Genomic DNA, 13,425 nt, shown 5'->3' with positions numbered 1-13,425 from the left:
AAAAAGCAGTCTTGAATCAGAACCCGGCCCGCTTGGGAATCCCTTTTGTCAACACGGCCTAAGGTCCACGACGAGTGCGGTCAACCGGATCTCCGGGCGGCCGTTGTTGTTCAGCCAATCGACCGAGAAGCGCCGACGACTGCCGACCAGCAGCTGATAAGGCTGCTCGGCGCCCGGCGGATTGTGCCGGACCAGAACGGGAATACGGTTGCCGTCTTCCTGCGCGATCGATTCGATGAGCGACCGGCAACTTTCCGCCGACAGCCCCGGAACGTCCCTGGGATTGCCGTCCCACACGCTGCAATCGGACGGACGGATGGAAATGGCGGTTCGGCCCCGGCTGCCGCCCTGTGCGAAACCGGCAAGCCGCTGATCGAGCCGGGACAGCGCTTCGCCATCCACCCCGACAGCCTCCGCAGGACCGGGTTCGTAGGACAGCGTCGTCAGAATGTCCCTTACAAACCCGGCCATTTCGCTCTCCTCAATGTGAAACCTGAAGCCTCACCATATCCATCCTTCGCGCAGGCGCCGCGTTAAACTATGTTCGTTCTGGCAGGTTAATGGCGCCATTCTGATCCGGTTTGCTGATTATCTCCCGGCACTGCCGATAGATCAGCGCCAATTCGGCCCCTCGACCCAAGTGACAAGGCTGCGGCGTGTTCCGTCCAGCACCGGCAGCACGCGGTGCTGAAGGAACGAGGGAAAGATCAGCAAGCTGCCGCGCGGCAGAAATGTTTCGCCGGGATTGGCGAGACCAAAGAATTCGAACTCCCCGCCCTTGTAATCCTGCGCCTGAGACAATTGGACGACGACCGAGAGCTTGCGGGCATAAGGCCTTGGCGATTCCAGCCAGACATCCTGATGCCAATCATAGTGCCCCTTGTTGGTTGCCCGGTACTCGGTGAACTGGAGTTCGTAAGGCGCGTCGATCTCGACACCGAAGTTGGTGCGATTGGACGGTCGCACGAAATCCATGATGCGAGAGACGATGTCTTTCTCACGCGCGGCGTCCAGCCAGCGGACGGTGGAAGTACGATAGCCGAGATCGCTGCGCAGATTTCCCGAGAACCCGATTGTCGCGTCCTGCTCGCTATAGCTTTCGGCACGTTTCACGATGGCATCACACTCCGCGTCGGTGAATGCGCTCGTCCAGACTTCCCAAACATTCTTCATCGTTGGCCCCGTATTTGGAAGCCCTTTGCGGGCCGTTTTGCGTACACGCAAAAGCGCAATCAGATCGTTCTGTTCAAACTGAAGAAGAACCGCGCTTTCTTGCTGTAATACTGAGATGGAGACTTGACAGGTACTGCAACTTGTGCCGTCGCAGTCCAGCCCTTTACCGGCGTCACGCGGACCCCGCCCCCCGCCGTCGCCAGGGAAAAGTCCTGAGCCCCCAGTCGGTACGCGGGTCTTTCGTAACTGTGAGACAGGGCTCCGTCGGTATAGGCGAACACCGTCAAACCGCGCGAACCGCCTGCTGGCTTGCCCGCGACACGCCAGGACAATTCCACGCTGCCCGCTGCCGCCTTGTCTGCGGTGATGATCCCGACGCGGTAGGCCATGCCTGCCCCCTCCCCGCCCAGCGCGAAGCGTTCGGTGGTCGGCAGCCTGTCTGCGCTATATTGCCCGCGCAAGGTGGCCTTCACCGAAATCGCCTTGGTCACTTCCTTGATCGCGGTGATCTGGACATTGGCCTTGCGGAAGGAGGCCTGCGAATAGCCCTCGATCGGCTGCGCGCCCAAGGCATTCAAGCCTTGGCTGAGGCTGGTGGACACGGCATAGCCGCCGGTCTTGTCGATCGACGACCAGACCGTTCCGAGACGAACGGCGCGGGTCTTGAAGCCTCCGAAAGCAGTATCGAGGAAGTAGTTGTCGCTATTCGTCCCGTCGAGCGAAAGACTGAGCGAGAGATTGCGGCGGTAGGACCGGATCAGCGGGTGCGACACGGCGATCCCGGCCTGCTTCGCCTCACCGATGATACCGAGGTCCCTGGTCTTGGTGCGCACATAGGCGCCGCTCATGCCCAAAGTCGTACCGTTCGAGCCGATCGGGGTCGCATGGCTGAGCGCGTAGAACTGATAACGATCAGGGTTGAACGGCAGGTTGCCGGAAAAGCGCGTGGTATCGCCTTCGCGCAGTACTCCGTTGACCGCGACCGACAACTGGGTCTGCACGCCGGTCGTGACATTGACGATGCCGTTGTTGTTGACGTTCATCGTGATGTCGACCTGCTTGCGCTCCACCTTGAGCTCCAGCGCCAGTTCGCCGGGTTTCTCCGTCTGCTTCAGCCCGGCCTGCACGGTCTGCCCGGGGATGTCGCGCAGCAACGAGATCGTGCGCTCGATGGTCGATTTGTGCGTCGGCGTTTCGCGCATCAGGCGTTTCACTTGCGCATCGATCAGGCGGGCCGGCGTGCTGCGGGTCTTGCCCTCCAGCGTGTAGCGGACGATGCGCCCTTCGAGCACGCGCACCGTCAGGACGCCCCCGGTCGGCACTTGCTGCGGGATCGAGACCGCAAAAAAGGCCACATCGCTGCTCGCATAAGCGGCGCTGACGGCATTGGCGATCTTCTGCAGATTGTCCCGGTTGAGCGGCGCACCGATGAACGGCGCGGTCGCCTTGTCAAGCAGCGCTTTAGGCAGCGTTGCGCCCTCATAGCGCAAGGCGGTGAGCGCCACGCCTGCGCCGCCCGACGGCGCAGCGGGCGGCGCCACGGTCGGCGCCTGGGCCTGTGGCACTTGGGCCGGGGCCGGTACGCGCGGAACATCGGGGTCCTGCCGGTCGATACGGTCCCGATCGATGATAGGCGCCAGCGGCGAAGGCGCGGCGACCTGCGCGTTCGCCGCGAAAGGCACGGCTTGAAGCAGCAGCGCGGCAAACAACGCACCTAGCCGCCGCGTGGCGCCGACCTGACGCGGAACGCGGGAAAGCCGAAAAGGAAATGCCGAAGCCCTCATGGTTCGCGATCACCTGATGGAAGTTGTGCAATTAAGCTTTCCACGCAGGATGAAGGACATGGACTCCGGCAGCATCCCGAACTGGAGCCGGAGCGGCGGCTTCGGGTGGAAACCACCGGGTAGCAGCCGAACAGAGCCAGCGCCTGTTTCGCGCGGCACCACGCAAAGGCCCTTCCACCGCACGAAAAAGCGGGTGCCGCGCAAGAAATCGGTAACCTTGACGATTTCCCGCGAGGTAACCGAAATCATGGTGCGCAGGGTTATGTAAATTCGATCAACGCGCTGTTTTTGCTGCAATTAATCACCACTCAACGCATTGAACCGCCCCCCCCTCCCGCTCTCGGAAAGCTACGCAAAGCGGCGCAGGAAAGTGGCGAAAGCCCGGATAGATCGGGACGCGTCCGCGATTTCCCAGAAAAAGGGATATAGGCCGGTTCGGCTATAAATTAGTCTCGCGGCGCACGCTAAACAGGGGCACGATGCGTGTCGTCATTGGCAATTTGGCAACTCCAGGCCGCCTAAACGACTTTATCTGGAGAGAAGAAAGTCCGCACCGCCGAAGCCGGTGAAGTCGCGGGAGAGTTGGGAGAAGGTCGTGACATCGTCACCCGGAGAGAGCCTGGCCGAAAGGGCCTATGTCGAACTCGTGCGCAGTCTCTATGAGACGATCGCGCAGGCGCTCTACATGTTGGTGATCTTCCTCGTCTGCTTCATGCTGATCTACCAGGCCGAACAGGACCGCGCGATCCTGCTGATCGGCGCCGCAGCCCTGCTGACCTGGATCTTCCGCATCGAAGTGGCGCGCCGCTTTAGGCAAAGGGCGCTGACGGGCGTGATCGCCAAGCCCGAAGCGCGGCGTCTGGAACTGGCATTCGCCGTGCCCTACGTCGGCTTCGCGGTCCTGCTCGGCGCATTCGGCGCGCGCGTCTTCGCCCTTCCCGATCCCGAAGCGCACATGCTGACGATCTGCACGATCATGGGCTTCTGCGCGGGAGTGGTAACCGGGGTCGGAAGGCGGCCTGCCATTGCCAACCTCTCGCTGCTGGGCGCGGCGGGACCGGTGATTGTCATGGCCGCCCTGCGCGGCACACCTTTATATACAGGGCTGGCGCTGATCACGGCGGCCTATCTGGTCGGCGGAATGCAGGCCCTGAAAATGCGCTTCGAGATCGTGAAGGCCGAGATCGGCAAGCGCCTGCTCTCGGTCTCGCTGGCCCGCAGCGACAGCCTGACCGCCCTGCCCAACCGCCTGGCCCTGCGCGAATACTTCGATGAAAACGCGCGGCTGATCTCCTCTTCTGGGCTGATCGCGGTGCATTATCTCGATCTCAACGGCTTCAAGCCGGTCAACGACGACCACGGCCACAGCGTCGGCGACATGCTGCTGGCCCTGGTGGCCGATCGGCTGCGCGGAGCGATTCGCAGCGGCGACATCGTCGCGCGGCTTGGCGGCGACGAATTTGCCGTGCTCCAATACGGCCTGCATCGCAGCGAGGAGGCGGAATTTCTGGCACAGCGACTGGTGGCCGCGATCGGCCAGCCTTTTCACCTGGCCGACCTGACCCTCTCGATCACGGCGTCGATCGGCACGGTCGTTACCGGAAACGGCCGTCAGGACCTGGCGGTCCTGCTCGACGAAGCCGACGCCCGGCTCTACCTCGCCAAGCGCGGGAGAACGGAAAACGGCCAGAAGGTCGTCAACGGAACGGACTGGTAGCGGCCCGGTTGAATCATTTCTTCCGGCGATTCGTCTGGCCAAGTACTTCAGCCTCGGAAGGGCGCCTCCAGAAGCAATCCCCGAACAACCCACAGGTCATGATCCAGGTTCACATCTTTGGCCTCGACTGAATATCCATTCACGCATATATCTGCAAAATCGTTCAAAATAGTTTTGCAGGCGTGACATGCATTCACAAGTCGACCGTATCTCGGAAATGGCCCAGGCGGGCGAGAAGATGATCGAACGGCTGCGGCGCAAGGCCTTCCTGCCTGAAAGCCGCAAGGGCCTCAATGTCCGCTTCGGCATTGCCGAGGCCGCCACCCTGCTTGGCTGTTCCACGAATCGCATCCGCATGGCCGAGGACGACGGGCGCCTGCCCCCGCCTCCTGCTGCGGGCAACGGCCGCCGCCTGGGTTATACGGTCGAGGAAATGCTGCACATGCGCGAAGTGCTCGGCGCTTCGCCTGCCCGCGCGCCGCTGGACGTTCCCGCGCTGATCGCGGTGCAGAACTTCAAGGGCGGCGTCGGCAAGTCCACGGTCACCACGCACCTTGCGCACTACTTCGCGGTTCAGGGTTACCGCGTGCTGGTGGTCGATTGCGACAGCCAGGCCACCACCACCACCCTGTTCGGCTTCAACCCGCACTTCAACATCACGCGGGAAGAAACGCTCTATCCTTATCTTTCGATCGACCCGACCCAGGCCGACCTGCTCTATGCGGTCAAGCGTACGCCCTGGCCGAACGTGGACCTGATCCCCTCGAACCTCGAACTCTTCGACGTCGAGTATGAACTGGCCGCCGCCGGTGCCGACGGCCAGTCGGTGCTCGCGGCGCGATTCCGCAAGCTCAAGCAGGGTCTGATGGACCTTGCGCGCGATTACGACGTGGTCATCCTCGATCCGCCGCCGGCGCTCGGCACGATCAGCCTTGCCGTGATGCAGGCGGCCAATGCCCTGCTCGTGCCGCTGGCGGCGACCACGCCGGACTTCTGCTCCACCGTGCAGTTCCTCTCGATGATGGACCAGGTGCTCGAACAGCTCGTCGGCGCCGGGATCTCGGTGGACTATTCCTTCGTGCGCCTGATCTGTTCGAAGTTCGACGGCAACGACCCCAGCCACGAAATGGTCCGCACCATCATGGAGCAGACTTTCGGCCCGGCCCTCCTGCCGGTTCCCATCCTGGAAAGCGCCGAGATCAGCCATGCCGCCTTGCGCATGATGACGGTATACGAACTGGAAAAACCGATCGGCACGCCGCGCACGCACAAGCGCTGCAAAGCCAATCTCGATGAGGCCATGGGCCAGATCGAACAGCTGGTGCGCACCGGATGGGGCCGCTCGCAGCGCGTGGACGAGGACTTGCTGGTCAATGGCTAACATGTTCCCGAAAAACGAAAAACAATTTTCCTACATGGATTTTGTTCGTCATATGTTCCTGTCCGATTCTCGCTATCCATCTTCGAGGTAAGCCATGGCCCGCAAGCAATCAGACTATCTCGCCGCCCTGCTCTCCGACGACGATCTCCCCCTGCAGGACGATGCCGCAGCGCCGGTTGAAACCGCCGCCGAAGAAGGCGTGCCGCCCAGCCCCCTGCCCGAGCCGAAGGCCCGCGTGGAGCGCACGCGCGGCACCACCCTGCTAGGCCGTGAAAGCGCCCTCGCCCGCGTCGCCTCGGGCGAAGTTCGGCAGGTCACACAGCTTCTGCTCGATCCGGGTCGCGTGCGGATCTGGCCCGGCAATGCGCGCTCCTATGCGCACCTCTCGGAAGAGTCCTGCCAGGAACTGATCGATTCGATCATTGCCGAGGGCGGCCAGAAAGTGCCTGCGGTCGTGCGCCGGGTGGAAGGCGATCCCGACCATGACTACGAAGTCATCGCCGGTACCCGCCGTCACTGGTCGATCTCCTGGCTGCGCGCGCATTCCTACCCGGACATGCAGTTCGTGGCGCAAGTCGCCCAGCTCGACGACGAGGCCGCCTTCCGCCTTGCCGATCTGGAGAACCGCGCCCGCAAGGACGTGTCGGACCTGGAGCGCGCGCGCAACTATGCCCAGGCGCTGCGCGATCACTACGGCAACCACATGACCCGCATGGCCGAGCGGCTCAAGCTCTCCAAGGGCTGGCTGTCGAAGATGCTCAAGGTCGCCGCGATCCCGGATGCCGTGCTTTCCGCTTTCGCTTCCCCGGCCGACGTCCAGCTCAAGCCCGCCTATCCGCTGGCGCAATTGCTCGATGACCGCGACAAGTCGGCAGCGGTGCGCAAGGAAGCGACCCGCCTGACGCGCGAGCAGGCCAATCGCCGTGCCGACGGGCGCCCGTCGATCCCCGCAACCGATGTGCTCAAGGCCCTGCTGGCGGCGCCCGATGCCGAACGCGCAAAACCGGAACCGATGAGCGTGATATCGCGCCATGGCCGGCCCATGGCCTCGGTGCAGTCGAGCAACCGCCAGGGCGTAACCTTGCGGCTCCATGCCGGTTCCGGCGCGAGCCGGGAGGAAGTGCTCACCGCCGTACGCAATCTGCTGATCGAGCTCGACGGCGAAGGCCGGGGCCTGCAGACGTGAACCTTCGGAGAAAGGCCTGCCCGCCCCTTGAGCGGTGGCAGCGTCTTTCTCCGGTTCCCGTTACGATCCCTCAAGGGACCACACGAGATGCAGGGGGTGATCCCCCTGCATTTTTCGTTTCCGCGCCCTTCCCGATGCCGGTTTCCCCGCGATATTGTTTCCCCGGGGAAACACGGGAGAGCAGCAGAGCGTCCTTCCCGCTCCTCCAACCGCGGAATGACCTGCGCGGCGGGGTCAAAACCACGCACAAGTTCTGCACAACCAAGCGCATCCGCCATTTGCCCAGCCTTCGGCGGCCCGCCATGATGGCAAGAATCACCCGAATCCGTCGATTCTTGTTTCCCCGGGGAAACAGCGAAGCGCCGTGTCCGGTCCTGTCAGTTCACCCGCGTTGAATACGGAATGAGAAAATGAGTCGCCCAAGAAAAGAGACGGCCTCGGAACAGTTCGACCTGTTCCTTCCGTATATTGCGGACCTGCCGATGCGCGACCAGCGCGAGATGATGGAGCGGCCTTTCTTCAGCCTCGCCAAGTCCAAGCGCGCCAAGCCGATCGACTACACCAGCCCCGACGGCAAGCTCTGGGTACACGTCTCCGCCAACCCCGACTACGGCATGGCGACGATCTGGGACGCCGACATCCTGATCTACTGCGCCAGCATGCTGGCCGACATGGCCCGGCGCGGCGTCAACGACGTGCCGCGCAAGCTTCATCTCATGCCTTATGACCTGCTGCGCGCGATCGGCCGCCCCACTACCGGGCGCGCCTATGAACTGCTCAGCCAGGCTCTCGATCGTCTGGTCGCCACCACCATCAAGACCAATATCCGCGCCGAAAACCGCCGCGAAGCCACGTTCTCCTGGCTCGATGGCTGGAACCAGCTGGTCGATGAACGTACCGAAAGGTCGCGCGGCATGACCATCGAACTGTCGAACTGGTTCTGGGAAGGCGTGATGATGAAAGGCGGCGTGCTCTCCATCGACCGCGCCTATTTCAACATTACCGGCGGCCGCGAGCGCTGGCTCTACAAGGTCGCGCGCAAGCATGCCGGCGGCGCGGGCGAGGGGGGCTTCGCCATCTCCATGCCCGTGCTTTTCGAGAAATCCGGCGCTGAGGGGCAATATCGCCGCTTCAAGTTCGAGATGCTCAAGCTCGTCGAGAAGGATGACCTCCCCGGCTATGCGCTCTCGCTGGAAACCGCGAGGGACGGCGAGCCGATGATCCGCATGCGCCGCGTGGACGGGAAGGGCGGTGCCGAAAAAGGCCTGCCCGCCGGACCTGCCGCCAACGAGGATGAGATGGAGGATGTGGTGGAACAGGCCTTCTCCTCGCCGCGCGCACCTTTGCCTGCAAGCGAGACACCCGCTCCCGCAAAGCCTGCCCGCCGCAGCACGACGCCTCGCGCGCGCAAGGTTCCTGCATCCCCCGAAGCCTCGAATACCGCTGTTTCCCTGGGGAAACCCGAGAGGAAATCCAGTGCCGGATCGGCGCGCGCGGATGCCAATACCCGCAGCGACGAACCCGTTGTCGATGCCAGCCAGCTGATCCGCCGCACCGTGATCGGCCTTTCGGAAGCGGCCACGCGTGGCTTCATGACCGACGAGACCATCGACTATCTGCGCCGCACTTGCCCAGGCTGGGATCTCCACGCCCTTCATGCCGAGTTCGAACGCTGGGTCTCGGCCTCGCCGGAACGCACCCCCGCCGACTGGCAGCGCGCGTTCATCGGTTGGGTAAAGCGTCACCATGAAAAGCACGGCCGCAACTTGCGCGACTGAGGCATACCAGGAATCGGCCCGGCTTCCCGCACCGAGCAGGAAAGACCAGTTAAAGAAAGGCCCCGAAGCGCACCGCCGCTTCGGGGCCTTCTCTTTGCGCACGCCCAAGGAAGTGCCCAGCAAGGCACAGACCGCCCCCGAGAAAGTCTCGCTATGGCGGGCAGGGGCCGCCGCGCTCACCGGGAAAGGCCGGACAGCGAAACGACGCCGTGACCGCTCCCCCCTTCCACCATCGGATTCCGAACCTGCCCGTCGTCCGGTAACCCGCTCCCTCGTTCTCGACTGCCGGGCCGCCGATCACCGGAAGTTCGCCGCGACCTGTGCAAACCCACCGTGCCCTACGAACCTTCGTCACAGCTAACGGGTGCCCCGTAACCCGGCCGGATTGCGCGGAGAAAATCGGCCTTGCCGGAAGCCGTTCCCGAAGTGTCGCGTCTGACGGCAAAGCGAAAGCGAGCGGTGTCGAAGCTCGCGGCTTGAACTTGTTTATTGAACCTTTCCGCCCGAGCCCCTCTGGAAAGTGATTCAAATAAACGGGTGAAAAACGGACCTTCGACACACCGGAAACGCCCTGATCGCATGTTTCGACCCTTCAGGAACAGTCCATCGACCCTTCGGGAACACAGCCTCGATCCTTCAGGAACAGCCACGACGACACTTCGGGAACGTAGCAACGACACTTCGGGAATGCCGCCAATTTGCGAATCGTGGGAGTCACAGGTCTGGCGCCGGACCGGCGCGCGGCTAACTTTTCTAACTGAATCTCTCTAACGTGTATTCTAACCGCTGCGCGCGAAGTTTCGCTTCGCTTGTGAAAAAGGGAGAGGGGACAGATCTTGCATCGATGGAGTGCCTTGCACGCCCATGATCGGGCAAGCTCGGCTGCGTGAGAACAGGGTGCGGCGATTTGAATCATTTTCCGCCAGCCTGGCAGCGTAATTGTGCAAACCCGGCGCTCACATGACGGCATACCCGATTCTCGGCGTCCGAATTTGCCCTCAGAAGCCCGTAGAGCGCATCGGAGGCGGTTCCGGGCCTGGACCCTATCCCTTACCAGTTTTCGCGCTCTACGAGGCCCGATTTCAGGACACTGGAAAACCGCGATTTTCCGCCGATTTTGCCCGTTTCAGCCGAAATGACGGGCCAGCGGCCCCATTTTGGCCCGCTTCGGCCCGTTCGACCCGCGCGGTATGCCTTGGGGATCACGCGGTCGGCGAAGACCCCGATCAGTTCCGATCGGACGACGAGCGCTTCAGCAGAGCGTCGATTGCGTCCATCGCCGCCTCGTACTCCGCCAGGGCTTCCGACGAGGGACCTGTCCTTGACGGCAGGGCATCAGGAACGTCCTCCTCATCGTAGCTGCTCGCAGTCTGATGGGGCGCGTAGACATGAAGGCGTGCGGCATTGCGCGACCCCTCCGACGTGGTGAGACCGGATTGCTCCAGCGCCGTCACGATCACCGCCACGCCCGGACGCGAAACGCCGAGCATGCGTTCGATCTGGGTTCCGCGCAGGGGACCGAACCCGGCAAGAAGAGACGCCAGCGCATCGGCCCGCCCGCTGCTACGCCGGTCCTTCAGGCGCCCGGTGATCGCGGCCCAGTCTCGTTCAGCCTCGCCCAGCCACTGGTCAATCCGCCAGAGCGTTTCGTGAAGGGCAGCGATGGCGGCATCATCCTCGGCGCCTTCGACATCGCTGTAGTCGATCGGGGCCAGCGGCAATGTCACGAGACCGGGCAGGGGCAGGGCTACCGGCAGGCCGTGATGCACCAGATAGCCCCCGGCCAGCACATCGAGGGCCCATCGCTCGTTTTCGGCGGCCTGTTTCTCGATTGCGCGGCCGCCCAGCAGCGTGAGGTCGCGTTCACGGCGGGCGAAGCGGGGCGATCGGGCGGCAGCTGCGAACAGCCTTGCGATGGCGCCGAACGGCAGCGCATCGTCCTCGCGTCCCAGCGAATCCAGTAGCTCGCGCGCGTCCTGGACCGCCAGATTGGCTTCCTCATGGTCCTCACCTCGATTGAAGTCGGAAGGGGCCAGGAACGCTTTCTCGAGGGCTTCGGCGGTATCGGCCAGCACGACCCAGGGACTGTGGCGCAGTTCGGTCAATAGGGTCTGGCACAGCGCCCGGGGAGAGCGTAGAGTCGATTGCGGCCGATCCGAAAGCGTGTCGAGCCCGGCGTACCAGACGAAAAATCGCTCCGGGGTGAATTCATGCCCTTCCTGCCGGAGCGCGGCCACGAGGCTCTCGCGGATCAGACGTGCCGCCAGAACCTTCAAGGAGGCCCCGGCGGCCCTTGCGATGCCCGCCTGGATACGACCGAGCAGCAATGCGCAGAGCGTGTCAGGGGTGGCCCGATACCGGCTCGATGGCGCTTGCGGCATGAAATACCCCTGAAAATACAGTGCTGTAAGATCGAAGGAAAGCTAAGTCGATTTAACTATGCACCCTCTTTTAGCAAAGTTCCAGCGGTATCGGTGGGAGAAAAAGGTCGCTCTCAGTGCACCTTGAAGCTGTAACTGCCTTCGGCGCGATCCTGATCGGCGGCGTTCCCGACAGCATGCCACGAGAGGCGATAGGTTCCGACGGGCAGCGGGCGGGGCAGGGCGACGGTCAGGACCTTGCCGCTGGTCTTTGCCGTGAAGCCCTTGATCGGCATCGGTTTGTGATCGGCCATGCCCGGCATCGCGGTCATGACGAGGTCGATGCCCGAAACCGGAGCCAGTTCCTCCGAAAAAGTCAGGGTCAAAGTGGCTGGCCGGGTCACGGCGGCATCGGCGGCGGGAACGGCTTTCACCAGCGCGGGGCGGGCGAGTGCCGCCGAGGGCAGGGCACCTGCTGCAAGAACCGCGGCCAGGATGGGGACGACGGGAACGCTGAAACGCATGAAGAGGCTCCGAATTCAGTTGACCGGGCGAACCAGCTTGCCCGGACTTGCAGGAATCCATACGCAGGCGCGGCAGGGCATCCCTTGAGCCGGGCCGGAAAATATTTCTGTCCCCACCGTGAGGGATTCGGCGCATCTGCGCGTAAGGTGCGTGAAGAGGCCAGTGGACAGGCTAATGGACAGGCGGACGGGAACGGGCCGATGAACGAAGTGGACGAGATGTTCGCGCTGCTGCGCGGAGAACCGCTGCCCGGCAAACTGGACGCGATCGACGGCGCGGTCATGGCGGGTTTGGCGGCGGGCCGCGAGCGTGTGCTGGCGCGGCGCGGTCTGGCCCTTGCCTGCGGCGTGGCCGCGGTGGTCGGGCTCTGGGGCGGCCTGTCGCAGCCATTGTCCGGCAGCGGACATGCGCAAGACCGCGCCCACAGCCACGGCGAGCCGCTGCTCGGCGCGCTTGCGGGAACGCCGGCTTCGGCGCCTTCGCACCTGCTGGCGATCTGATCGGTGCGGCAGGCCTCTCGCTACGTTCTGGTTGCTTTCGCGGCCTTTCTGGTGGCTCTGGGCGCGGTCTGGCTCGGCCAGAAACTGCGCGCGGAGGAGCCGGAGGAAAGCCGCATCCATGCCGTGCTGCACCGCGAACTTGGCCTCGACCCCGCGCAGAAGCAGCGGATCGAGGCGCTGGAACGCGGTTTTGCTGCCCGCCGGGGGCAACTCGAAAGCGAACTGCGCGCTGCCAATGCCGATCTCGCCCGCGCCATCGAGCATGAACACGCCTATGGCAGCGATGTCGAACGGGCGGTGGACCGCTCCCATGTCGCCATGGGCGAGTTGCAGAAGGCGACGCTTCGCCATGTCTTCGCGATGCGCGCGGTGCTGCGTCCCGATCAGACCGGCCGCTTCGACAAGGCCGTGGCCGAGGCCCTGACCAAGCCGCAGGACTGACCCGGCATGGCCGGGCCGGAACTTGACGAGGCCGCGGCGGTCGCGGCGGCGCTTGCCGGGCGGCAGGCGGGCTTCACTGCATTGATGGATGCCCACCGCGATGCCGTGTTCCGCATGGCGCGCGGGCATCTGGGCAATGAGGCGGACGCGCTGGACGTGACGCAGGAAAGCTTCGTGGCCGCATTTCTGGCGCTGCACCGCTACGATCCGGCGCGGCCGCTGCGCGCCTGGATCCTGCGCATTGCGCTCAACAAGTGCCATGACTGGGCGCGGCGGCGCAAAGTGCGGCGCTTCTTCGCTTTCGCGCTGCCGCTGGAGCACGCCGCCCATGTCGCCGACGCCGGGCACGATCCCGAACAGGCGCTGGCCTCTCGCCATGAAGTTTCGCGCATTCATGCGACTATCGCTGCGCTGCCCGATGCCCTGAAGGAGCCGCTGCTGCTCTGCGCGCTGGAAGGGCTGTCGCAGGAAGAGGCGGCGGCGATCCTGGGTATCAGCCGCAAGGCAGTGGAAACGCGGATCTACCGCGCCCGGCAAAAATTGTCGCATCTGGCCGAGGGATAGCGGCGGCCAGGGCGTA

General features: G+C 63.8%; 13 protein-coding genes. 7 read left to right on the top strand and 6 right to left on the bottom strand.

The features are described from left to right. Positions 1-48: 48 nt before the first annotated feature. From NTCA1_RS22630 to NTCA1_RS22615, 4 genes are all read right to left on the bottom strand, one after another. Positions 49-471: a ParB/RepB/Spo0J family partition protein gene (locus NTCA1_RS22630; protein WP_236549525.1), complete on the bottom strand. Its 423-nt coding sequence runs from the start codon at positions 469-471 to the stop codon at positions 49-51. A gap of 141 nt (positions 472-612) precedes the next feature. After that, positions 613-1,173 (bottom strand): 2OG-Fe(II) oxygenase, encoded by a 561-nt coding sequence (locus NTCA1_RS22625; protein ID WP_086493661.1) that lies wholly within the window; start codon positions 1,171-1,173, stop codon positions 613-615. Between the two features lie 59 nt (positions 1,174-1,232). After that, entirely contained in the window at positions 1,233-2,957 is a 1,725-nt protein-coding gene (locus NTCA1_RS22620; protein WP_159831923.1) for a ShlB/FhaC/HecB family hemolysin secretion/activation protein, read from the bottom strand. Between the two features lie 9 nt (positions 2,958-2,966). Then, positions 2,967-3,254: a hypothetical protein gene (locus tag NTCA1_RS22615; RefSeq protein ID WP_133085362.1), complete on the bottom strand. Its 288-nt coding sequence runs from the start codon at positions 3,252-3,254 to the stop codon at positions 2,967-2,969. A 298-nt stretch (positions 3,255-3,552) separates the two neighbouring features. Here NTCA1_RS22615 and NTCA1_RS22610 point away from each other — a divergent pair, with 298 nt between their 5' ends. The 4 genes from NTCA1_RS22610 to NTCA1_RS22595 all read left to right on the top strand — a co-directional run bounded on the left by NTCA1_RS22610 (position 3,553) and on the right by NTCA1_RS22595 (position 9,019). Continuing rightward, positions 3,553-4,674, top strand: coding sequence for a GGDEF domain-containing protein (locus NTCA1_RS22610; RefSeq protein WP_236549524.1), 1,122 nt, complete (start codon positions 3,553-3,555; stop codon positions 4,672-4,674). A 187-nt stretch (positions 4,675-4,861) separates the two neighbouring features. Continuing rightward, positions 4,862-6,055: an AAA family ATPase gene (locus NTCA1_RS22605; protein WP_086493664.1), complete on the top strand. Its 1,194-nt coding sequence runs from the start codon at positions 4,862-4,864 to the stop codon at positions 6,053-6,055. 94 nt (positions 6,056-6,149) lie between these two features. Continuing rightward, positions 6,150-7,241, top strand: coding sequence for a ParB/RepB/Spo0J family partition protein (locus NTCA1_RS22600; RefSeq protein ID WP_159831922.1), 1,092 nt, complete (start codon positions 6,150-6,152; stop codon positions 7,239-7,241). A 410-nt stretch (positions 7,242-7,651) separates the two neighbouring features. Then, positions 7,652-9,019, top strand: coding sequence for a replication initiator protein A (locus NTCA1_RS22595; RefSeq protein WP_159831921.1), 1,368 nt, complete (start codon positions 7,652-7,654; stop codon positions 9,017-9,019). A gap of 1,226 nt (positions 9,020-10,245) precedes the next feature. On the opposite strand, the gene NTCA1_RS22590 is transcribed toward NTCA1_RS22595, so the two are convergent. Together NTCA1_RS22590 and NTCA1_RS22585 are read right to left on the bottom strand one after the other, a co-directional pair. Continuing rightward, the gene (locus tag NTCA1_RS22590) at positions 10,246-11,400 is read right to left on the bottom strand and encodes a MarR family transcriptional regulator (RefSeq protein ID WP_159831920.1); all 1,155 of its coding nucleotides are present in this window, start codon (positions 11,398-11,400) and stop codon (positions 10,246-10,248) included. Positions 11,401-11,513: 113 nt separating this feature from the next. Then, a complete protein-coding gene (locus tag NTCA1_RS22585) occupies positions 11,514-11,903 on the bottom strand; it encodes a copper resistance protein CopC (protein ID WP_159831919.1) in 390 nt (129 codons plus the stop codon). 201 nt (positions 11,904-12,104) lie between these two features. Here NTCA1_RS22585 and NTCA1_RS22580 point away from each other — a divergent pair, with 201 nt between their 5' ends. Genes NTCA1_RS22580 through NTCA1_RS22570 form a run of 3 tightly spaced genes read left to right on the top strand, consistent with a single transcriptional unit; the run spans position 12,105 to position 13,409 of the window. Further along, positions 12,105-12,404, top strand: a complete 300-nt coding sequence (locus tag NTCA1_RS22580) for a hypothetical protein (RefSeq protein ID WP_086493669.1) — start codon at positions 12,105-12,107, stop codon at positions 12,402-12,404. 3 nt (positions 12,405-12,407) lie between these two features. Further along, entirely contained in the window at positions 12,408-12,845 is a 438-nt protein-coding gene (locus tag NTCA1_RS22575) for a periplasmic heavy metal sensor (RefSeq protein ID WP_086493670.1), read from the top strand. 6 nt (positions 12,846-12,851) lie between these two features. Continuing rightward, entirely contained in the window at positions 12,852-13,409 is a 558-nt protein-coding gene (locus NTCA1_RS22570) for an RNA polymerase sigma factor (protein WP_159831918.1), read from the top strand. Positions 13,410-13,425 lie beyond the last annotated feature (16 nt).

Source organism: Novosphingobium sp. TCA1 (genome assembly GCF_009811895.1).
Lineage (GTDB): Bacteria > Pseudomonadota > Alphaproteobacteria > Sphingomonadales > Sphingomonadaceae > Novosphingobium > Novosphingobium panipatense_A.
Note: the sequence above shows the minus strand (reverse complement) of the source record. Positions and strands in the feature narration are given on the sequence as shown.

Bases quoted from the DNA above. Each gene is read 5' to 3' on its own strand.
- NTCA1_RS22570 (WP_159831918.1), top strand. From the start codon at position 12,852: ATGGCCGGGCCGGAACTTGACGAGGCCGCGGCGGTCGCGGCGGCGCTT.
- NTCA1_RS22590 (WP_159831920.1), bottom strand. From the start codon at position 11,400: ATGCCGCAAGCGCCATCGAGCCGGTATCGGGCCACCCCTGACACGCTC.
- NTCA1_RS22585 (WP_159831919.1), bottom strand. From the start codon at position 11,903: ATGCGTTTCAGCGTTCCCGTCGTCCCCATCCTGGCCGCGGTTCTTGCA.
- NTCA1_RS22630 (WP_236549525.1), bottom strand. From the start codon at position 471: ATGGCCGGGTTTGTAAGGGACATTCTGACGACGCTGTCCTACGAACCC.
- NTCA1_RS22605 (WP_086493664.1), top strand. From the start codon at position 4,862: ATGCATTCACAAGTCGACCGTATCTCGGAAATGGCCCAGGCGGGCGAG.
- NTCA1_RS22625 (WP_086493661.1), bottom strand. From the start codon at position 1,173: ATGAAGAATGTTTGGGAAGTCTGGACGAGCGCATTCACCGACGCGGAG.
- NTCA1_RS22620 (WP_159831923.1), bottom strand. From the start codon at position 2,957: ATGAGGGCTTCGGCATTTCCTTTTCGGCTTTCCCGCGTTCCGCGTCAG.
- NTCA1_RS22600 (WP_159831922.1), top strand. From the start codon at position 6,150: ATGGCCCGCAAGCAATCAGACTATCTCGCCGCCCTGCTCTCCGACGAC.
- NTCA1_RS22595 (WP_159831921.1), top strand. From the start codon at position 7,652: ATGAGTCGCCCAAGAAAAGAGACGGCCTCGGAACAGTTCGACCTGTTC.
- NTCA1_RS22580 (WP_086493669.1), top strand. From the start codon at position 12,105: ATGAACGAAGTGGACGAGATGTTCGCGCTGCTGCGCGGAGAACCGCTG.